The 19756-nt window shown below is 64.9% G+C and carries 17 protein-coding genes, 1 tRNA gene and 1 riboswitch; of the genes, 10 read left to right on the forward strand and 8 right to left on the reverse strand.

Going from position 1 to position 19756, the window contains the following annotated elements:
* Positions 1-351: 351 nt before the first annotated feature.
* Positions 352-427: transfer RNA gene (locus BW970_RS18395), tRNA-Val, on the reverse strand.
* Between the two features lie 205 nt (positions 428-632).
* On the opposite strand from BW970_RS18395, the gene gph reads away from it, so the two are divergent.
* The 3 genes from gph to BW970_RS18410 are packed head-to-tail and all read left to right on the forward strand — an operon-like array spanning position 633 to position 3568.
* Complete coding sequence (gph, locus tag BW970_RS18400; RefSeq protein ID WP_076534194.1) at positions 633-1280, forward strand: phosphoglycolate phosphatase; 648 nt, start codon at positions 633-635, stop codon at positions 1278-1280.
* Between the two features lie 60 nt (positions 1281-1340).
* The gene (locus tag BW970_RS18405) at positions 1341-2726 is read left to right on the forward strand and encodes a pyridoxal phosphate-dependent decarboxylase family protein (RefSeq protein WP_076534197.1); all 1386 of its coding nucleotides are present in this window, start codon (positions 1341-1343) and stop codon (positions 2724-2726) included.
* Entirely contained in the window at positions 2723-3568 is an 846-nt protein-coding gene (locus tag BW970_RS18410; RefSeq protein ID WP_076534200.1) for a TPM domain-containing protein, read from the forward strand. Before BW970_RS18405 ends, BW970_RS18410 begins: the two co-directional genes overlap by 4 nt.
* Here the strand turns inward: BW970_RS18410 and BW970_RS18415 are convergent, their stop codons facing one another.
* Both BW970_RS18415 and BW970_RS18420 read right to left on the reverse strand, forming a co-directional pair.
* Positions 3569-4492 carry an MBL fold metallo-hydrolase gene (locus BW970_RS18415; RefSeq protein WP_076534202.1) on the reverse strand — a complete coding sequence of 308 codons (924 nt, stop codon included), beginning with the start codon at positions 4490-4492 and terminating at the stop codon, positions 3569-3571.
* Between the two features lie 154 nt (positions 4493-4646).
* Positions 4647-5090: a metallopeptidase family protein gene (locus BW970_RS18420; RefSeq protein ID WP_083701377.1), complete on the reverse strand. Its 444-nt coding sequence runs from the start codon at positions 5088-5090 to the stop codon at positions 4647-4649.
* A gap of 74 nt (positions 5091-5164) precedes the next feature.
* Here BW970_RS18420 and gltX point away from each other — a divergent pair, with 74 nt between their 5' ends.
* Together gltX and BW970_RS18430 are read left to right on the forward strand one after the other, a co-directional pair.
* Positions 5165-6487 carry a glutamate--tRNA ligase gene (gene gltX / locus BW970_RS18425; protein WP_076534204.1) on the forward strand — a complete coding sequence of 441 codons (1323 nt, stop codon included), beginning with the start codon at positions 5165-5167 and terminating at the stop codon, positions 6485-6487.
* 106 nt (positions 6488-6593) lie between these two features.
* Entirely contained in the window at positions 6594-7928 is a 1335-nt protein-coding gene (locus BW970_RS18430; protein ID WP_076534206.1) for an MATE family efflux transporter, read from the forward strand.
* On the opposite strand, the gene BW970_RS18435 is transcribed toward BW970_RS18430, so the two are convergent.
* On the reverse strand, positions 7918-8487 hold the full coding sequence (locus BW970_RS18435; protein ID WP_076534208.1) for a gamma-glutamylcyclotransferase family protein: 570 nt from the start codon (positions 8485-8487) through the stop codon (positions 7918-7920). The genes BW970_RS18430 and BW970_RS18435 overlap by 11 nt on opposite strands.
* Positions 8488-8548: 61 nt before the next feature.
* Positions 8549-8651: riboswitch (glycine riboswitch) on the forward strand.
* A 154-nt stretch (positions 8652-8805) separates the two neighbouring features.
* On the opposite strand from BW970_RS18435, the gene gcvT reads away from it, so the two are divergent.
* The 3 genes from gcvT (at position 8806) to gcvP (ending at position 13258) form a co-directional block, all read left to right on the forward strand.
* Positions 8806-9924 carry a glycine cleavage system aminomethyltransferase GcvT gene (gcvT, locus tag BW970_RS18440; RefSeq protein ID WP_076534210.1) on the forward strand — a complete coding sequence of 373 codons (1119 nt, stop codon included), beginning with the start codon at positions 8806-8808 and terminating at the stop codon, positions 9922-9924.
* A gap of 11 nt (positions 9925-9935) precedes the next feature.
* Positions 9936-10292: a glycine cleavage system protein GcvH gene (gcvH, locus tag BW970_RS18445; protein WP_076534212.1), complete on the forward strand. Its 357-nt coding sequence runs from the start codon at positions 9936-9938 to the stop codon at positions 10290-10292.
* Between the two features lie 125 nt (positions 10293-10417).
* Positions 10418-13258, forward strand: coding sequence for an aminomethyl-transferring glycine dehydrogenase (gene gcvP / locus BW970_RS18450; RefSeq protein ID WP_076534214.1), 2841 nt, complete (start codon positions 10418-10420; stop codon positions 13256-13258).
* A 77-nt stretch (positions 13259-13335) separates the two neighbouring features.
* Here gcvP and BW970_RS18455 read toward each other — a convergent pair whose 3' ends face one another.
* A complete protein-coding gene (locus BW970_RS18455; RefSeq protein WP_076534216.1) occupies positions 13336-15417 on the reverse strand; it encodes a TRAP transporter permease in 2082 nt (693 codons plus the stop codon).
* 95 nt (positions 15418-15512) lie between these two features.
* Complete coding sequence (locus BW970_RS18460) at positions 15513-16517, reverse strand: TAXI family TRAP transporter solute-binding subunit (protein ID WP_076534218.1); 1005 nt, start codon at positions 16515-16517, stop codon at positions 15513-15515.
* 153 nt (positions 16518-16670) lie between these two features.
* On the opposite strand from BW970_RS18460, the gene BW970_RS18465 reads away from it, so the two are divergent.
* A complete protein-coding gene (locus BW970_RS18465) occupies positions 16671-17444 on the forward strand; it encodes an enoyl-CoA hydratase/isomerase family protein (RefSeq protein ID WP_076534220.1) in 774 nt (257 codons plus the stop codon).
* 25 nt (positions 17445-17469) lie between these two features.
* Here the strand turns inward: BW970_RS18465 and BW970_RS18470 are convergent, their stop codons facing one another.
* Positions 17470-17928 carry an Lrp/AsnC family transcriptional regulator gene (locus BW970_RS18470; RefSeq protein WP_076534222.1) on the reverse strand — a complete coding sequence of 153 codons (459 nt, stop codon included), beginning with the start codon at positions 17926-17928 and terminating at the stop codon, positions 17470-17472.
* The gene (locus BW970_RS18475) at positions 17925-18389 is read right to left on the reverse strand and encodes an Lrp/AsnC family transcriptional regulator (protein WP_076534224.1); all 465 of its coding nucleotides are present in this window, start codon (positions 18387-18389) and stop codon (positions 17925-17927) included. The genes BW970_RS18470 and BW970_RS18475 overlap by 4 nt, the downstream gene beginning before the upstream one ends.
* Positions 18390-18511: 122 nt before the next feature.
* Between BW970_RS18475 and ilvC the strand changes: the two genes are divergently transcribed.
* Positions 18512-19534, forward strand: coding sequence for a ketol-acid reductoisomerase (gene ilvC / locus BW970_RS18480; RefSeq protein ID WP_076534226.1), 1023 nt, complete (start codon positions 18512-18514; stop codon positions 19532-19534).
* The last annotated feature ends 222 nt before the right edge of the window (positions 19535-19756 follow it).

The raw sequence follows: 19756 nt of genomic DNA on the forward strand, positions 1-19756 counted from the left end.
GTCCTGTAGGTCGGGGGTGTAGGTCTGCTCATGTATCCCAGCTACCACGCTGGATTCATGAGATGAATCCCACACGGGATTTGTGCAACAGAGCCGTGGCGCTCCAAATCACCCTAGACGCACCCCTGTGGGGAAAGCTCGTACTGCATACATGTGACAACAGAGCATGTTGCAACCCATCCCACCTCTACGCGGGCGATCAATCTGAGAACATGATCGATAGGTGGGAGAGATATCGTTCTGGCGGAAATCGGCAAATTGAGATAGTTAACCACTCTGCACGTAGGTTCATCAAACCTTGGAGCATAAAGCAGCCAACACATAGAGATTGATAAAATTCAATTAGTTAGTTGGTGGGTGATGACGGGCTCGAACCGCCGACATTCTCGGTGTAAACGAGACGCTCTACCAACTGAGCTAATCACCCACAGATCATGTGCCTAGCCGATGACCGGCGAATGCGCAAGAGCGCACGACCGGGCGGCGGCATCCCTGCACATCGCACCCCGACGGATACGGCGCAGGTCGGCCAGCCCCTGCCCCATGCCGCCCCGGCGGGGGCCAATGCAATTGACCTTTGCAGCCCACCGCCCTGCGGGTGTAGGATCCCTCTTTGCCGGGGAGAACACGCCATGCCTGCCATTGTCTTCGATCTCGACGGAACACTGATCGACAGCGCGCCCGATATCCATGCCGCCGTGAACCGCGTGCTGCAAGACGAAGGCTGCGCCCCGCTGACACTGGCCGAGACGATCGGCTTCATCGGCCACGGGCTCCCGACATTGGTCGATCGGGCACGGGCGTACCGCGGGCTTGCCGCTGCCCGGCAAGACGACATGGTAGAGGCAATGACCCGCCATTATGGCGCGGCCTCCACAGCGTTGACCCGCCCCTATCCTGGCGTTCTTGCCGCGCTGAGCAGCCTGCGCAGCGCCGGATATGTGATCGGCGTCTGCACCAACAAGCCCATCGTCGCAACGCAACGGATTCTGGCCGATCTCGGGCTGGCCGATCACATGGCCGCAGTCGTCGGCGGTGACAGCCTGGAGGTGAAAAAGCCCGATCCCGCCCCCTTGCGGCTTGCCTTCGACAGGCTGGGCAGGCGCGCTCTGGTCTATGTCGGGGACAGCGAGGTCGATGCCGAAACTGCGCGAGCCGCCGGGGTGCCGTTTGCCCTGTTCACACGCGGCTACCGCAAGACCCCCGTCACGGCCCTGCCCCACCGGCTGGCGTTCGAGGATTTCGCCCGCCTGCCCGCGCTGGTCTCGTCGCTGCCCTGACGGCTTGCCCGCCGCCTCCGACGATGCAAGATGGCATCACGGTGACAAGGGGGAACGGCGATGAACCACGATGATCTGCGCGACTGGTCGAAACGGGCGGCGGACTGGGCACATCACTATCACGCCGGGCTGCGGGATCGCCCCGTGCGCGCAACCATCGCGCCGGGTTCGCTGCGCGATGCCCTGCCCGCCGCAGCGCCAGAGGCGGGCGAGCCGATGGAACAGATCTGGAAGGATTTTCAGGCGCTTGTTCCCGATGCGATGACCCATTGGCAGCATCCGCGCTTTTTCGCCTATTTTCCCGCGAATGCGGCCCCGGTGTCGATGCTGGCCGAGCAACTGGCCAATGCGATGGCCGCACAGGCCATGCTGTGGCAGACCGCCCCCGCCGCAACCGAGATCGAACAGGCGATGATGGTCTGGCTGCGCAAGGCGATCGGCCTGCCAGCGCGGTTTACCGGCACCATCCATGACAGCGCCACATCGGCAACCCTTTCGGCGGTCCTGACCATGCGCGAGCGCGCCCTGGGCTGGCGTGGCATTGCCGAAGGGCTGTCGGGCGCGCCGCGCCTGCGGCTGTATGCCAGCGCCGAAACCCATTCCAGCGTGGACAAGGCCGCGCGGCTGGCCGGAATCGGGCAGGACAATCTGGTCAAGGTGCCGACCGACGCCAGCCTGTCGATGGATCCCGCCGCGCTTGCCGATGCGATATCTGCCGACCGGGCGGCCGGCGCGCTGCCCATCGGCGTGGTGATCTGTGCCGGCGGCACCAGTGTCGGCGCCTTTGACAGGGTGGGCGATGTGATCGCCGTCGCCCGCACCGAGGGGCTGCCCACCCATGTCGATGCCGCCTGGGCCGGAAGCGCGATGATCTGCCCCGAATTCCGCGCGCTTTGGGCCGGGGTCGAAGGTGCGGACAGCCTGGTCTTCAACCCGCACAAATGGCTGGGGGCGCAGTTCGATTGTGCGGTGCAGTTCATCGCCGATCCGGGTGCACAGATCCGCACCATGGGCCTGCGCCCCACCTATCTGGAGACGCCCGACGACGAGGAGATCGTCAATTTCAACGAATGGACCGTGCCGCTGGGCCGCAGGTTCCGCGCCCTGAAGCTGTGGTTCCTGCTGCGCGCCCATGGGCTGGAGGATCTGCGCCAACGCATCCGCAACCATGTGGCATGGGCACACCAGGCACGCGACGCGCTGGCCGCCTTGCCGGGGGTCGAGATCGTGACGGAGCCCTCGCTTTCGCTGTTCAGCTTTGCCTTGCGCGATGGCGATGCCGCGACCGAGGCCCTGCTGCGGCGGATCAACGACGATGGGCGCATCTATCTGACCCAGACGCGGCACGGTGGGCGCTATGTGATCCGGGTGCAGGTCGGCGCGTTTGATTGCACCAGGGCGGATGTAGAGGTGATCGCACAGGTGGTGCAGGATCTGTTGCCATGATCCTGCGCGCGCTCCTGCTGGTTCTGGCGCTTGCCCTGCCCGCCGCAGCGGATCTGCCTGCACCGCTTTCGCCCCATGTCAGCGATTTCGCCGAGGTGCTGGACCCCGAGGCCGAGGCCCGCCTGAGCGCGACCTTGCAAAGCTTGCGCAGCGATCCCGGCACAGAGGTGGCGGTGGTCACTATCCGCAGCCGGGGCGAGCATGGCCAGTGGGACGGGATCGAGAGCCTTGCCAAGGCGTTGTTCAACCAGTGGGGCATCGGCGATCCCGCCCGCAACGATGGCATCCTGATCCTTGTGGCCGTCGAAGACCGCGAGGCGCGGATTGCGCTTGGCGCCGGCTATCCGCCGGTATGGGACGGTCGCGCCCTGCGGGTGATGGATGCGCTTATGGTGCCCCGGTTTGCCGAAGGTGACTATGCAGGCGCGCTGGAGGCGGGCCTGGCCGGTCTGGACACCCATCTGATCCGCCCCTTTCGCGCGGGCACCCAGGTTCAGGGCACCGAAGGAATGCCGGAGGTGCCAGGCAGCGGGCCGCCGTGGGATTTGATGCTGTTTGGCGCGTTCGTGGCGGGGGTTCTGGGCCTGAGCGGCTGGAAATCCCGCCACCGGATCGGGGATCGGATTGCCCGGCGCCGCCCCTGCCCATCCTGCGGCAGGATGGGCGTGGTCATCGAATCGCACAGCGCCGCGAACCACCTGATCCGCCGCAGGTGCCCACATTGCGACTGGCACCATGACCGCAACGAAGAACCGCCCGCGCGCAAGGATGATGCGCCGGGCGGGGCAGGCGGTTTTGGCGGCGGCCATTCCTCGGGTGGCGGCGCAACCGGGCGCTGGTAGCTAGTCCAGCATCGTCTGATAGGACGCCGGCACATAGCGGAAGGCATCGCCCTCTGCCGCGACATAGCCCAGCGCCGGGAACGGCATGTGATAGCCGATGAACGGCACACGGTCGGCCGCCAGCATCCCAAGCACGCGGCGCCGCGAGGCGGCGGCTTTGGCCTTGTCCATGTCGAAGCGGACCTCCCAATCGGGATTCTGGACCGACCAGATGAAATGGTTCGCCGTATCGGCAATCAGCATCAACTGTTCGCCATCGCTTTCGATCATGTAGGCCATATGGCCCGGCGTATGTCCATCGGCCAGCATCGCCGTCACGCCCGAAGCCACCGCCCCGCCATCGTCCAGAAACGCCATCTTGTCATTCAGCGGCTTGACGGCCTTGTTGAACCCTTCGTTTCCGGCCTGCGACCAGTGATTGTGCTCAATGGCGCCGGTGACATAGCGGGCATTCGCAAAGGTCGGCCCGCCCTCTCCCATCAGGCCACCGATATGATCGCCGTGCATATGGGTCAGCACCACGACATCGACCTGATCGGGCGTCACGCCAGCCTGATCCAGCGCGGCAACAATGCCCGCTGCGGAGACCCCGGTATCGAACAGGATCAGCTCGGATCCGGTGTTCACCAGTGTCGGCGTGAAAAAGAACTGCGCCTTGTCGGTGGGAATAAAGGCGGCCTCGGATGCGGCGGCAAATGCCTCGGCGCTGGTGTTCAGGCCGAAAATCTCGTGCGGGTTCGGCACGGTGCGGGTGCCTGCCAACAGCGCCGTAACCTCGAAACCGCCAAGCGTGAAACGGTTCGCCAGCCGCTGCGACGGGCCTTGCAACGGGGCGGCGGCCATGGCGGCGGGGCCGACGGCGGCCACCATCGGCGCGGCAGCCGCGGCCACAAGCGCATGGCGGCGGGTCAGTTTGATGGACATCGCATCTCTCCCTTTTCCCGGATCGTATCAGCCTGACACAGACCGGCCTGCGTCACGGCTCAAGTTTTCGTGTGCGTGCGCCGGGCGCGACGGTCGGCTCCGGCATCTGGGATACGCGCGGCGGCCCCCCTTGGATGACCAGCGGCGCCCGCGCTCATTCCCACCAGCGGTCGATCGCGGCAATCTCGTTGTCCGACCAGCCAAAATGATGCGCCAGTTCGTGCACCATCACATGCCCCACCAGATCTGCCAGCGCCACATCACCGCGGTCGATCCATTCCTCCAGAATAGGGCGCCGGAACAACCAGATCACATCGGGGCCCATCGGCTGATCCATGACCGATTTTTCGGGCAGCGGCGTGCCTTCGTAAAGGCCGGTCAGTTCGAACGGATCCTCCATGTCCATCGCGTCCAGGATGTCCTGGGGCGCGAATTCAGCGATCCGCAACACCACATGCGTGGCTGCGGCGCGGTAAACCTCTGGCAGTTCGGCGACCGCCCCGCGCGCCATGCGTTCGATATCGTCCAGTCCGGGCGCAGGCATATTGGGCCAATCGGGGCCTGCCCCGTCAGCGGCAGGATTGTCGGGCGTGGTCATTGCAGCACCTCCTGACCCGATATGGACTTTTCCCGGCGCTTGTGAAAGGTAACAGCCTGCATCGGAGTCCACCCATGACCGTTACCCGCTTCGCCCCCTCGCCCACCGGCTATCTGCATATCGGCAACCTGCGCGCCGCGTTGATGAATTTTCTGATCGCGCGCCAACAGGGCGGCACCTTCATCCTGCGGATGGACGATACCGATCAGGAACGATCGAAACAGGAATATATCGACGGGATCTTTGCCGATCTCGACTGGCTGGGCCTGACCTGGGATCGCGTGGAATACCAGTCCAGGCGCGTCGGCCGCTATGCCGAAGCTGCGGATGACCTGAAGGCCAAAGGTCGGTTCTACGAAGTGTTCGAAACCCCGACTGAACTGGACCTGAAGCGCAAGAAGCTGCTGAACATGGGCAAGCCGCCGGTCTATGACCGCGCGGGACTGGCGCTTTCGGACGATGACAGGGCACGGATGCGCGCCGAGGGGCGGGCAGGCTATTGGCGGTTCCTGCTGGATCAGGAACGCATCGAATGGACCGACGGCATTCTTGGCCCGATCTCCATCGACGCGGCCAGCGTGTCGGATCCGGTGATGATCAAGGCCGATGGTCAGGTTCTGTATACCTTTGCCTCGTCGGTCGATGATATCGACATGGGCGTCACGCATATCGTGCGCGGGGCCGATCATGTGACGAACACCGCGACGCAGATCCAGATCATGCAGGCGATGGGCGGCACCCCGCCGCAGTTCGCCCACCACAGCCTGCTGACCGGGCCGCAAGGCGAGGCGCTGTCCAAACGGCTGGGCACGCTGTCCTTGCGCGACCTGCGTGAACAGGGGATCGAGCCGATGGCAATCCTGTCGCTGATGGCGCGGCTGGGGTCGTCGAAGCCGGTGGAAGTGGCAAGTTCGATGCAGGATCTGATCGACGGGTTCGAGATCGGCAGCTTTGGCGCGGCCCCGACGAAATTCGATGCCGAGGATCTGAAGCCGCTGACCCGCGCCTTCGTGCAACGCCTGCCGCTGGAGGCCGTGGCAGACCGCCTGGCCGAACTGGGTGTGCCGCAGGATGTGCAGCCTGCCTTTTGGGCGGTGGCAAGCCAGAACATCGAAATCCGCGCCGATCTGGCGCAGTGGTGGGCCTTGTGCCGCGACGGGGCAGAGCCCGTGGTGGCCCCGGAGGATGCCGATTTCGTCCGCGAGGCCCTTGCCCTGCTGCCCGCCCGCCCCTGGGGGCCGGACAGTTGGTCAGCCTGGACCAATGCTGTAAAGACCGCGACGGGACGCAAGGGCAAGGGGCTGTTCATGCCGCTGCGCCGGGCGTTGACCGGCATGGACCACGGGCCTGAAATGGCCGCGCTTATGCCGTTGTTGCAGGTTGTGCGCGGGATCTGACCCGAGGCGCGGGACACCCGGCCCCTGGGGAGGGGGCCGTCTGCCCCTTTCCCCGGCCCCTCCCCGAGGATATTTTCCTCAGAGCGAATGGGTAAGGGTATTGGGAATGCAGGCGGGACGCGCGAAGTTTCTGGAGGGCAACCTCTTTCGCCATGTGACGGTGATGTCGCTGACCGGATCGGTCGGGTTGATGGCGGTGTTCCTGGTCGATCTGATGAGCATGTTGTTCATCTCGATGTTGGCACGGCCCGAACTGACCGCCGCGATCGGCTATGGCGGCACAATCATGTTCCTGGTGATTTCGTTCGGCATCGGGTTGTCGGTGGCGGCAGGGGCTGTCGTGTCGATGGCCGTGGGCGCGCGGAACGAGGTCGAGGTCAAGGCCAAGACCACGCATTCGGTGATCCTGTCCGCGATCTTTGGCGTGATCGTCATGCTGGCGGCCTGGGCGCTGTTGCCGCTGATGGTGGCGGCGCTGGGGGCGACCGGCCAGGTCTATGACCTGACGGTGCATTTCCTGTTCCTGGTCATCGCCTCGGTCCCCTTTCTCAAGGTGGGCATGGTGGGGGGCGCGATCCTGCGGGCGCATGGCGATGCGCGGCGCTCCATGACATCGACCCTGTGGGGCGCCGGGGTGGCCGCCGTGCTGAACCCCGTGCTGATCCTGTGGGCCGGCATGGACCTGACAGGGGCGGCGATTGCAACGATTGCCTCGCGCATGGTGATTGCCGGCGTGGCGGTCTGGCAGGTGCACAAGGTTTACAACGGGTTCATCCGCACCACGCCGGCCGATGTGCTGGGCGATGTGCGCCCGATCTCGCGCATTGCGGTGCCCGCGATCCTGGCACAGATCGCCACGCCGCTGGGCTATGCCTTTGTTACCCGCGCCATGTCGGATTTCGGCGAAGCGGCGGTGGCGGGCATGGCGATTGCCGGACGGCTGACCCCGGTGGCCTTTGGCGTGATCTTTGCGCTGGCCGGATCCATCGGGCCGATCATCGGGCAGAACCATGGCGCGCGGCAACCCGAACGGGTGCGCGAGGCATTCTTTGCCTCGCTCTGGTTCGCCGGGATCGTGGTCGGTCTGGTCTCGCTGACCCTGTACGTGCTGCGCGCCCCGATTGCCGATGCCTTCCACGCGGAAGGGTTGACGCGCGATCTGGTCTATCTGTTCTGCGGGCCGCTGGCGGCGCTGTGGTATTTCATTGCCATCATCTTTGTGGCCAATGCGGCGTTCAACAACCTCGGGCGGCCCTTCACCTCGACCTGGACGAACTGGGCGCGCAGCACCGTGGGGACCATCATCCCGGTGTGGATCGGCGCACGGATGGCAGGTGCCATCGGGGTGATGTGGGGGCAGGCCTTTGCCGGGGTGGTCTTTGGCTTGCTGTCGCTGTGGCTGGCGCTGCGGCTGGTCCGGGTGCCGCGCGCTACGCCGTGATGCGGCGCGCGCCGACACGGGCCAACCCGTCATCGACCAGCGCGGTTTCTGCGGCATCCAGGCGCTGCGCACGGGGGTAGCGGGGCGCCGCACGATCATCCAGAAAGGGCGCGTCCCAACCGGCAGTGGTGGCAAAGAACCGCTGCACCCCCTCTGGCCCCCATTCGCGCAGGAACCCCTGCACCACGGCATCCAGATAGCTCAGCAGCACCGGGTGCCGGGTCCGGGGCGGAACCGCGCCGTCGGGCGGCACGGCATAGACCTGGGCAGACCGGCCCTGGCCTGCGCATTCCACGTCAACGGGGTGGCGCAGATAGGCCGCCTCGCGCAGATCAAGGGCGGACCAGTCGCCTCCCGGCACCTCGGCCAGCAGGCCATCAATGACCACACCGGGCGCGGGTTCGGCGGACAGATAGGCCACGGGCCGCGCCGCCGTATGCACCCAGACGCGCCGCCAGCCCGGCAACCGGGCCGGAATGGCACCGGGATAGCTGTGCGTGGCGCGGTTCACCAGCGAGCCATAGCCGAAGAAGCAGGCAAGGTGCAGGTCGGTTGGCATGGTGCGGGATCCCCCTTGATGTTTGCTCTTGCCAGCCCGGCGGGGGCCGGGCTAGGAGATGGTCCACAGGATCGGGAGAATCCGGCGCGGGGGCAACCCCTTGCCGGTGCCGAAGGAGCAACCGCCCCGGTAAACTCTCAGGCGCAAGGGACCATCCTGTACGAAACTCTGGAGAGTGGCCCGCAACGGCCCGCCGAAGGGATAACGATCTCAGGCGCCCTGTGATGGGTAGGGACAGAGGGGGCATCGAAGGGTGGGGATCGGCCTGCCCGTGCGGTGCCGTGTCCATTTTCGACCGGCCAATCTGGGGGGACCGCCATGGGCGACCTGAAACGGCTGGGTCTGCACGACCTTCATGTGGAACTGGGCGGGCGGATGGTGCCCTTTGCCGGCTATGAGATGCCGGTGCAGTACCCGATGGGCGTGATGAAAGAGCATCTGCACACCCGTGCCGCCGCCGGGCTGTTCGACGTATCGCATATGGGCCAGGTGATCCTGACACCCAAGACCGACATGGCGGCGCTGGTCGCCGGGTTCGAGGCGCTGATGCCGGTGGATGTGGCAGGCGTCGCCGAAGGGCGGCAACGCTATGGCCTTTTCACCAATGAGGACGGCGGCATTCTGGATGACCTGATGTTCGCCAACCGGGGCGATCATCTGTTTGTGGTGGTGAACGCCGCCTGCAAGGAGGCCGATATTGCCCATATGCAGGCCCGTTTGTCACAGGTGGCCACAGTCACGCCTGTGACCGACCGCGCGCTGCTGGCCTTGCAGGGGCCGCAGGCGGAAACCGCGCTGGCCCGGATGGTTCCTGGCGTGGCCATGATGAAATTCATGGATGTCGGTATTCTGGACAGCGACTTTGGCGCGCTGTGGATTTCCCGGTCCGGCTATACCGGCGAAGACGGGTTCGAGATTTCCGTGCCCGACGCGACGGCCGGCAACCTTGCCCGTGCCCTGCTGGACATGGCCGAGGTCGCACCGATCGGGCTGGGCGCACGCGACAGCCTGCGGCTGGAGGCCGGGCTGTGCCTCTATGGCCATGACATCGACACGATGACAACGCCCGTCGAGGCGGGGTTGACCTGGGCAATTCAGAAGGCCCGCAAGCCGGGCGGGGCCCGCGAAGGCGGCTTTCCCGGCGCCGGGCGCATCCTGGCCGAACTGGCCGGCGGGGCCACGCGGCAACGCCTTGGCCTGCGGCCCGAAGGCCGCGCCCCGATGCGCGAGGGCACCGTCATCTTTGACGCCCCCGACGGCGGCAACCGGATCGGCGTTGTCACATCGGGCGGCTTTGGTCCCAGCGCCGAGGCGCCCGTGGCCATGGCCTATCTGCCTGCCGGAACATCCGGCACCGTATGGGGCGAGGTGCGCGGCAAGCGTCACGCCGCGACCATCGCCCCCATGCCTTTTCACCCCACCTCCTACAAGCGCTGAGGAGCCTTCCCATGAAATACACCGAAGAACACGAGTGGCTGCGCGTTGACGGCGATCTTGTCGTAGTGGGCATCACCGCCCATGCCGCCGAGCAGCTGGGCGACGTGGTGTTCGTGGAACTGCCCGAGCCGGAAACCCAGGCCGCGCAAGGCGACGAAGTCTGTGTGATCGAAAGCGTCAAGGCCGCGTCGGACATTCTGGCCCCGCTGGATGGCGAGATCGTCGAAGTGAACGAGAAGCTGCTGAAATCTCCGGGTCTGGTGAATGAAGACCCGTTGGGCACCTGGTTCTTCAAGATGAAGATCGACGACATGTCGGTGCTGGACGACTTCATGGACGAAGACGCCTATAACGAGATGATCGGCTGATCCAGCCGGTAGATTGACGGCACCCGCCGGGGGCGCTGCCCCCGGACCCCCGGGGTATTTTCGGCAAGATGAACGGGGAGCGGGTGGTTTGGGGGCAGCGGCCCCGGAATGATCCAGAGGATATCATGGCCTTCACGCCCACCACCTATGACCCGTATGATTTCGCCAACCGCCGCCATATCGGTCCTTCGCCCAGCGAAATGGAGGACATGTTGCAGGCGGTCGGTGTGACCAGCCTGGCCGCGCTGATCGAGGAAACGATCCCCGCGTCGATCCGGCAGGAAAAACCGCTGAGCTGGGAGCCGCTGGCCGAGCATGAGTTGCTGGACCGGATGCGTGCCGTGGCCGCCAAGAACAAGGTGATGACCAGCCTGATCGGCCAAGGGTATTACGGCACCGTGACCCCGCCCGCGATCCAGCGCAATATTCTGGAGAACCCGGCCTGGTATACCGCCTATACCCCCTATCAGCCTGAAATCGCGCAAGGTCGGCTGGAAGCGTTGCTGAACTATCAGACCATGGTCTGCGACCTGACCGGGCTGGATGTGGCGAACGCCAGCCTGCTGGACGAGGCGACGGCCGCAGCGGAGGCCATGGTCATGGCGCAGCGGCTGGCGAAATCCAGGGCGGGCGCGTTCTTTGTGGATGAGAACTGCCATCCCCAGACCATCGCCGTGATCCGCACCCGTGCGCTGCCGCTGGGGATCGAGGTGATCGTCGCGGCGCCCGAGGCGCTGGAGCCAGGCGCCGTCTTCGGCGCGATCTTCCAGTATCCGGGCACGCATGGCCATGTGCGCGACTTTACCGATGCCATCGCTGCGTTGCACGCCGCCAAGGCGGTGGCGATTGTGGCGACCGATCTGCTGGCACTGTGTGTGCTGAAGGAGCCGGGCGCGATGGGCGCCGATATTGCCGTGGGCAGCGCCCAGCGCTTTGGCGTGCCGATGGGCTATGGTGGCCCACATGCCGCATTCATGGCCTGCAAGGACGACATGAAGCGCCAGATGCCCGGCCGTATCGTCGGGGTATCGATCGACGCGCGTGGCAACAAGGCCTATCGCCTGTCGTTGCAAACCCGCGAGCAGCATATCCGCCGCGAGAAAGCGACGTCGAACGTCTGCACCGCCCAGGCGTTGTTGGCGGTGATGGCCAGCTTTTACGCCGTGTTCCACGGGCCGAAGGGCCTGCGGGCGATTGCGGAGCGGGTGCATCTCAACACCACCCGCGTGGCCGAGGCGTTGAAGGCCGCCGGGGCGAAGGTTGCGCCCGATGCGTTCTTTGACACGATCACGGTCGAGGTTGGTGTGGGTCAGGCGGGCATCATGGCCGCTGCGCGTCACCGCGGGATCAACCTGCGCAAGGTGGGGCGTGACCGCGTGGGCATCAGCCTGGACGAAACCACGAGCGAAGATGTGATCCGCCGCCTGCTGGATGCCTTTGGCATCACCGATGCGGCCCCTGCCCCGCATGGGCCCGGCGTGCCGGATGCGTTGTTGCGCATGTCCGAGTATCTGACCCATCCGGTGTTCCAGATGAACCGCGCGGAATCCGAGATGATGCGCTACATGCGCCGCCTGTCGGACCGCGATCTGGCGCTGGATCGTGCGATGATCCCGCTGGGCAGCTGCACCATGAAGCTGAACGCGGCCGCCGAGATGATGCCGATCACCTGGCCCGAATTCGGCGCGCTGCATCCGTTCTGCCCGCCCGATCAGGCCGCCGGCTACCGCGAGGCGATTGCCGACCTGGCGGCCAAGCTGTGCGAGATCACCGGCTATGATGCGTTCTCCATGCAGCCGAACTCGGGCGCGCAAGGCGAATATGCCGGGCTGTTGACCATCCAGGCCTATCATCGGGCGCGCGGCGAGGCGCACCGCGACATCTGTCTGATCCCGGTGTCGGCCCATGGCACCAACCCGGCCAGTGCGCAGATGTGCGGCATGAAGGTTGTCGTGGTGAAATCCAGCCCCAACGGCGATGTGGATGTCGAGGATTTCCGCGCCAAGGCCGAAGCCGCCGGCGACCGGCTGGCCGCCTGCATGATCACCTACCCATCGACCCACGGGGTGTTCGAGGAAACGGTGCGCGAGATCTGCGACATCACGCATCAATTCGGCGGTCAGGTCTATATCGACGGGGCGAACATGAACGCCATGGTCGGCCTGGTGAAACCGGGCGAGATTGGCGGCGATGTCAGCCACCTGAACCTGCACAAGACCTTTGCCATCCCGCATGGCGGCGGCGGTCCGGGCATGGGCCCGATCGGCGTGCGCGCGCATCTGGCGCCCTATCTGCCCGGCCACCCGGAAACGGGTGGGGAGGAGGGGCCGGTCTCTGCCGCGCCTTATGGCAGCGCCAGCATTCTGCTGATCAGCTGGGCCTATTGCCTGATGATGGGCGGTGCGGGCCTGACCCAGGCGACGCGGGTGGCGATCCTGAACGCCAACTATATCGCGGCGCGGCTGCGCGGGGCCTATCAAGTGCTGTTCATGGGCAACCGGGGCCGGGTCGCGCATGAATGCATCCTGGACACGCGACCCTTTGCCGAGGCGGGCGTGACCGTGGACGACATTGCCAAGCGGCTGATCGACAACGGGTTTCATGCCCCGACGATGAGTTGGCCGGTAGCCGGAACGCTGATGGTGGAACCGACAGAGAGCGAGACCAAGGCCGAGATCGACCGCTTCATCACCGCGCTTCTGGCGATCCGGGCAGAGATTGCGGCTGTGGAGGCGGGCGAAATCTCGGCCGAGGACAGCCCGCTGCGCCATGCGCCCCATACGGTCGAGGATCTGGTGGCCGACTGGACGCGGACCTACAGCCGTGAACAGGGCTGCTTCCCCGCCGGGGCGTTCCGGGTGGACAAGTACTGGCCGCCAGTGGGCCGGATCGACAACGTCTATGGCGACCGCAACCTGATCTGCACCTGTCCGCCGCTGGAAGATTACGCCCAGGCCGCAGAGTGACAAAAAGCCCCCCGGCCATCGCCGGGGGGCTTTTCAGTTGAATTGGGTCATCCTCGCACAGGGGCCGCCCCCGGCCCTCAGCCTGTCGCAGCGCGGCGCTGAACCACCAGTTGCAGCACCACGATGGGCAACAGCAGGGCAAGGCCGATGCCGGTCGCCACCGGATGAGGCGCCACCAGCAGCAAGGCGGCGATGACCAGAACAACCCGTTCGAACCAGCGCAGAGGTGCGAACAGCCAGTTCGACACAGCAGCCGCAAGCGCCCAGATGCCCAGCACCGCACCCCCAAAGGCCATCGCAAAGGCGCCCCAGGTGAAATCCTGCGTCACCAGCAACAAGGCAGGCTGGAACACAAAGATGAAGGGCACCAAGACCTTGCCCATCGACAGCCGGAATGCGGTGTTCCCGGCCTTGAAGGCATTGGCGCCTGCGATCCCCGCCCCGGCATAGGCCGCCATGGCGACGGGTGGCGTCACATCGGCAAGCACGCCGTAGTAGAACACAAAGAAATGCGCCACCAGCGGCTCGACCCCGAGCAGGCCCAGAATGGGCGCTGCCACGGCCACCATGATGATATAGTTCGCCGTGGTCGGGATACCGCAGCCCATCAGGATGCAGACGATGCCGGTCAGGATCAACGTGAACAGCAGGGTCCAGGTCGGCACGCCCATCAGTTCGAACGGCAGGAACGCCAGCGCGCCGTGAACCGCGGCCGCCCAATCCTGTGCAACGCCTGTCACCATGTAGGCGATCTTGAACCCCACGCCGGTCAGCGTGACCACCCCGATCACCACGCCCACCAGCGCGGCTGCCGCAGTGACCGACAGCGATTGCTTGGCGCCCAGGATGAACCCCTCCCACAGCCCCTGGGCCGTGCCCAGCAGACCCTGCATCAGGCCGCCCTTCGACATTTCCTGGAGGATCATCACGACGATACACGCCGAAATCGACCAGTACGCTGCCGCAAAGGGGGTGCGCCCCGACAGCAGGACGCCCACCAGAATGATCAGCGGTGCGACCGACAGCCAGCCCTCGCGCAAGACCTTCCAGGCATTTGGCAATTCCTCGACCGACAGGCCACGAAGGCCCAGGCGCCGGGCCTCCAGATGCACCTGCACCAGAACACCGAAGAAATGCATGAACGCAGGCACCAGCGCCGCCACAAGGATCGTGGTCAGCGGCACGCCAAGATATTCGATCATCAGGAACGCCACAGCCCCCATGACCGGCGGCGTGATCTGGCCGCCTGTCGAGGCCGCAGCCTCGACCGCCGCCGCAAAGTGGCGCGGATAGCCGATGCGGATCATGGCCGGAATGGTCAGGGCGCCCGTCGTCACCGTATTGGCGATGGACGATCCCGAAATCGACCCGAGCATGGCCGACGACAGCACCGACACCTTGGCCGGACCACCCGAATAGCGGCCAGCCAGCGCCGAGGCGACATCAATGAACAACTGCCCCAGGCCGATCCGCTGTGCCATCACACCGAACAGCACAAAGTGAAAGACATAGGTCGCAATCACCCCAAGCGCGGTTCCATAGATACCCTGCGACGTCAGATAGAGGTGGTTGACGATATTGGACCAGCTTGCCCCCGGATGGACCAGAATACCCGGCATGGACTTGCCATAATAGGCATAGGCCATGAACAGGATGGCGATCACCGGCAGGGGCCAGCCCATCGACCTGCGGACCGCCTCCAGCAGCACGACGATCAGGATGGTGCCCATCAGAACGTCGATCGGCAGCGGATTGCCGACGCGGAACGCCAGGTCGCTGTAAATCCACGGCACATACAGCGCCGCAACCAGCCCGGCGATGGCAAGCACCCAATCCCACACCGGCAGACCAAGCGGCGCAATGATGCCTGGCGACATCTCGCGCTTGTTGAAGGCGGCGAAGGACAGGAACACCAGCATCAGCGTGACACCAAGGTGAAAGCCGCGATGCACCGTTGCCTGCGGAATGCCGAACCCGGCCGTATAGTAGTGATAGCACGACAGCAGGAACAGAATCCCACCCATCACCAGCGTCAAGGGCCAGGCCAGCACGCGGAAACGCAGTTCGGGATCGAATTTTTCTTCAAGGGCCTGAAGCTCGGCGGCGCTCAACTGCCGGACATCCTCGCCCGTGCCGGGCGTACTGCGGTGATCACTCATCTACGCTGGTCCTGAAATGGGGTGCGAGAAAGGGGGCCGCGATACACTCGCGGCCCCCGGAATTTCCTTTCATCTGGGGCATGGCCCCGAAAGGCTCATTTCAGCAGGCCGGCTTCCTTGTAGAACTTCTCGGCGCCCGGATGCAGCGGAATGCCCACACCGTTGAGGGCCGTATCTGCCGTGATCATCTTGCCCTTGGCATGGCCCGCATCCAGTTGCTTGCGGGTGCTGTCATTCCACAGCGCCTTGGTGATGCCATAGATCAGGTCTTCGGGCTGATCGGCGCTGGTGATCCACTGGGCCCCCACCGACAGGGTGGTCACGTCATCGGCGTTGCCTTCATAGGTGCCGCCCGGCACCGTGTCGGGCGCAAAGAAGGTATAGGTCTCGCAGATCTTCGGCGCTTCCTCGCAGGAAATCGGCACCAGTTTCACGTCGTGCTGGCTGGCCAGTTCTGCGATGGCGCCCGCAGGGAACCCGCCGACGAAAAAGAACGCATCCATCGCGCCATCGCGCATACGGTCCGCGGCCTGGTCGGGCTTGAGGAATTCCGCCTGAATGTCGCTTTCACTCAGGCCATAGCCTTCGAGGATGATCCGTGCATCGACCAGCGTGCCCGAACCGGGCTCGTCCAGCGAAACCTTCTTGCCCTTCAGATCCGCAACGCTGTTGATGCCTGACTTGGCGCTTGTCACCAGATGGATGCTCTCGGGGTACAGGTTGGCAATGGCGCGCAGGCTTTCGACGGCGGGTTTGCCTTCCCAGATGCCGGTCCCGCTATGGGCCCAGGTGGCCACGTCGGATTGCGCAAAGCCGGATTCCAGCGAACCGCCCGCAATCGCGTTGATATTGGCGACAGACCCGTTCGACGACAGCGCCGAAGCGATCAGCCCCGGCACGCCGCACGAGCCGCCCGACTCGCACGGACGCGACCCCGGCGGGTTCGAGATGGCATTCGCCAGCAGGCCGCCGATCGGGTAGTAGGTGCCGGCGGTGCCGCCAGTGCCGATACGGAAAAAGGCCATTTCCTGCGCAGTTGCAGCGCCTGCGGCAAGGCTCAGGGCCACGGCGGCGCCTGCAAGGATACGATTGTGTTTCATGGGTCTCCCTCTCCGGTGATGTATGTGTCCGGTAATCTTTTGCCTAAAGGTTAGACACGGATCGGCGGGGGGTTCAAGCCGCGTTCCGGACGTGTCAGCTTGTACAGGGCCGAAGATACCGGCAAATCGCCCCGGCCTCAGGAGGAAACCACCATGCCCGCACCGGCCCCTGTTCTTGTCACCCGCTCCGCCAGCGGGATCACCCGCCTGACCCTGAACGACCCCGACCGCCGCAATGCCCTGTCATTCGAACTGCGCAAGGCCTTGCTCGCGGCTCTGCGGGCCGAGGCCGAGGCCACCGATACCCGCGTGCTGGTCCTGACAGGCGCCGGTCCCGGATTCTGTGCCGGCGGTGACATTTCGGCGATGGGGCAGGATCCGGCGCGCTCGGTCGAGCGGCTGGCGATTCTGCATGACCTCACCCGCCTGATGGCGCGCTTTCCCAAACCCGTGGTGGCGGCGGTCAACGGGTCTGCCTTTGGCGCGGGCATGTCGCTTGCCCTGCTGGCCGAACATGTCATCGCCGCGCCGGGTGCCAGGTTCGGGGCCTCGTTCGGCCGTATGGGACTGGTGCCCGATACCGGCTTTCTGTGGTCGATCCAGCGCCGCACCACCCCTGCCCGCGCCTTGCGCATGGCCATGACAGCCGAAACGCTGACGGCCCCCGCAGCTTTGGCCGAACATCTGATCGACGAGATCGCCGACGACGTTCTGGCCGCCGCCGAAGCGCGGGCCACGGCATTGCTGACCATCGCGCCACTTGCCTTTGCCGCGACCAAGACCGCGCTCGCCGAAGTCGATGGGCTGCTCGAAGCCTATCTGGCGCGCGAACTTCAGGATCAGGGCCGCATGTTCCGCACCCCCGACCACCTCGAAGCCGTCGCCGCCTTTCGCGAAAAGCGCGACCCGGTCTTTGGCCGCGCATGACACCGGCAACCAGAGGAAAACGGCCCTAGCCCAGCGGGCCGGGGCGCCGTTCCTCGGACAACAGCACATTGGCCTCGACCTGCCCGACACCGGGGAGCGTCATGATGCGACGGCGCAGGATGCGCTCGAAATCGGTCAGGTCGCGCGCCACCACGCGCAGGCGATAATCGAACAGGCCCAGCACATGCTGGACCACCTGCACCTCTGGAATCGCCGTCACTGCGCGCTCGAAATCCTCGATGCTGACACGGCCCTTCGTGGCAAGCTTCAGCCCCAGAAACACCGTGACGCCGAACCCCAACGCTGGCCGATCCACCTCGATCCGGCGCCCCCGGATCACGCCCGCCTCCTCCAACCGCCTTATGCGGCGCCATGCAGACGGCTGGCTCAGGCCCAAGGCACGCCCCAGCGCGCCCGCCCCCTGGGTGGCATCCTGCGCCAGCATCCGCAGCAGCGCGCGGTCGGTATCGTCAAGGTCGATCATACCGGCAGCGCCCCATCGTCCTTGATCGTTGCAACCAGCATCAGCGCCTCGATGTCGGAGATATGTGGCAGGGTCAGGATGCGGGCGCGGTAAATGTCCTGATAGTGGCGCATGTCGCGGGCGATGATGTTCAACCGCACATCCACCCGCCCCAGAAATGTCTCGATGTTGATGACCTCGGGCACGTCGCGCGCGGCGGCAATGAATTCGTCGAAGGCGCGCGGATTGGTCTTGTCGAGAGTGAAGCGCAGCGAAACCTCCACCTCGTATCCCATCGCGCGCCAGTCAACCACCGCTTGCGCCACCCCAAGCACACCGGCCGCGCGCAGCCGTTCCAGCCGCCGCCAACAGGTGGCCGTCGTGACCCCGGCGCGATCTGCCAGTTCGGCGGTCGACAGGTCGGGCGCCGCCAGAAGCTGGCGGATCAACCGGCGATCCGTATCATCGACTTGAATGTTCATTTCACTATTTGGCAAATGAGGAATGATTTTTGCAACATTCCGGCAGAATGGTCAATATTTGCGCAGTGCGTTTCTCGGTTCTGCCTATTCTCTCCTACAGCAGACACCGAAAGGATATACCGATGCGCGTTTACTATGACCGCGACTGTGATGTGAACCTGATCAAGGACAAGAAGGTCGCCATTCTGGGCTATGGCAGCCAGGGCCATGCCCATGCGCTGAACCTGCGCGATTCGGGTGCCAAGAACGTGGCCATCGCCCTGCGCGACGGTTCGGCTTCGGCCAAGAAATGCGAAGCCGAAGGGCTGAAGGTCATGGGTATCGCCGAGGCCGCCGCCTGGGCAGACCTGATCATGTTCACCATGCCCGACGAACTTCAGGCGGAAACCTACAAGAAATACGTGCATGACAACATCCGCGAAGGTGCTGCCATTGCCTTTGCTCATGGCCTGAACATCCACTTCGGCCTGATCGAGCCGAAGCCCGGCGTTGACGTCATCATGATGGCGCCCAAGGGCCCCGGCCACACCGTGCGCGGCGAATATGTCAAAGGCGGCGGCGTGCCCTGCCTGGTCGCGGTGCACAACGACGCGACCGGCCGTGCGCTGGAACTGGGCCTGTCCTATTGCTCGGCCATCGGCGGCGGGCGTTCGGGCATCATCGAAACCAACTTCCGCGAAGAATGCGAAACCGACCTGTTCGGCGAACAGGCCGTGCTGTGCGGTGGTCTGGTCGAGTTGATCCGCATGGGCTTTGAAACCCTGGTCGAGGCCGGGTACGAGCCCGAGATGGCCTATTTCGAGTGCCTGCACGAGGTGAAGCTGATCGTGGATCTGATCTACGAAGGCGGCATCGCCAACATGAACTACTCGATCTCGAACACCGCCGAATATGGTGAATATGTCAGCGGCCCGCGCATCCTGCCCTATGACGAGACCAAGGCCCGGATGAAGGCAGTGCTGCGCGACATCCAGACCGGCAAGTTCGTCCGCGACTTCATGCAGGAAAATGCCGTCGGCCAGCCGTTCTTCAAGGGCACCCGCCGCATGAACGACGAGCACCAGATCGAACAGGTCGGCGCCAAGCTGCGTGCCATGATGCCGTGGATTTCCAAAGGCAAGATGGTCGACAAGACCCGCAACTGATCTGCGGTTCGCAAAACGGAAAGAGAGGGGCGCCCGGCGGGCGCCCCTTGTTCATTCCGCGCGTCCCGTGGACGGGGATAGCGTCTTGACCGGGGCCGACAGGTTAACAATCATTAACACCACAGCGCGCTGCCCGACGGAGGCCACGCGCCATGAGTGTTCGTATCCTGCTTGCCTTGGTCTTTGCAGCAAGCACCCTGCCCGGATCGGTCGAGGCGCATG

It is taken from the genome of Gemmobacter megaterium, assembly GCF_900156815.1.
GTDB classification, from domain to species: Bacteria; Pseudomonadota; Alphaproteobacteria; order Rhodobacterales; family Rhodobacteraceae; genus Wagnerdoeblera; species Wagnerdoeblera megaterium.

What these genes read in the sequence shown, in the direction of transcription:
- gph (WP_076534194.1), top strand. Translation starts at nt 633, where the DNA reads ATGCCTGCCATTGTCTTCGATCTCGACGGAACACTGATCGACAGCGCG.
- BW970_RS18405 (WP_076534197.1), top strand. Translation starts at nt 1,341, where the DNA reads ATGAACCACGATGATCTGCGCGACTGGTCGAAACGGGCGGCGGACTGG.
- BW970_RS18410 (WP_076534200.1), top strand. Translation starts at nt 2,723, where the DNA reads ATGATCCTGCGCGCGCTCCTGCTGGTTCTGGCGCTTGCCCTGCCCGCC.
- BW970_RS18415 (WP_076534202.1), bottom strand. Translation starts at nt 4,492, where the DNA reads ATGTCCATCAAACTGACCCGCCGCCATGCGCTTGTGGCCGCGGCTGCC.
- BW970_RS18420 (WP_083701377.1), bottom strand. Translation starts at nt 5,090, where the DNA reads ATGACCACGCCCGACAATCCTGCCGCTGACGGGGCAGGCCCCGATTGG.
- gltX (WP_076534204.1), top strand. Translation starts at nt 5,165, where the DNA reads ATGACCGTTACCCGCTTCGCCCCCTCGCCCACCGGCTATCTGCATATC.
- BW970_RS18430 (WP_076534206.1), top strand. Translation starts at nt 6,594, where the DNA reads ATGCAGGCGGGACGCGCGAAGTTTCTGGAGGGCAACCTCTTTCGCCAT.
- BW970_RS18435 (WP_076534208.1), bottom strand. Translation starts at nt 8,487, where the DNA reads ATGCCAACCGACCTGCACCTTGCCTGCTTCTTCGGCTATGGCTCGCTG.
- gcvT (WP_076534210.1), top strand. Translation starts at nt 8,806, where the DNA reads ATGGGCGACCTGAAACGGCTGGGTCTGCACGACCTTCATGTGGAACTG.
- gcvH (WP_076534212.1), top strand. Translation starts at nt 9,936, where the DNA reads ATGAAATACACCGAAGAACACGAGTGGCTGCGCGTTGACGGCGATCTT.
- gcvP (WP_076534214.1), top strand. Translation starts at nt 10,418, where the DNA reads ATGGCCTTCACGCCCACCACCTATGACCCGTATGATTTCGCCAACCGC.
- BW970_RS18455 (WP_076534216.1), bottom strand. Translation starts at nt 15,417, where the DNA reads ATGAGTGATCACCGCAGTACGCCCGGCACGGGCGAGGATGTCCGGCAG.
- BW970_RS18460 (WP_076534218.1), bottom strand. Translation starts at nt 16,517, where the DNA reads ATGAAACACAATCGTATCCTTGCAGGCGCCGCCGTGGCCCTGAGCCTT.
- BW970_RS18465 (WP_076534220.1), top strand. Translation starts at nt 16,671, where the DNA reads ATGCCCGCACCGGCCCCTGTTCTTGTCACCCGCTCCGCCAGCGGGATC.
- BW970_RS18470 (WP_076534222.1), bottom strand. Translation starts at nt 17,928, where the DNA reads ATGATCGACCTTGACGATACCGACCGCGCGCTGCTGCGGATGCTGGCG.
- BW970_RS18475 (WP_076534224.1), bottom strand. Translation starts at nt 18,389, where the DNA reads ATGAACATTCAAGTCGATGATACGGATCGCCGGTTGATCCGCCAGCTT.
- ilvC (WP_076534226.1), top strand. Translation starts at nt 18,512, where the DNA reads ATGCGCGTTTACTATGACCGCGACTGTGATGTGAACCTGATCAAGGAC.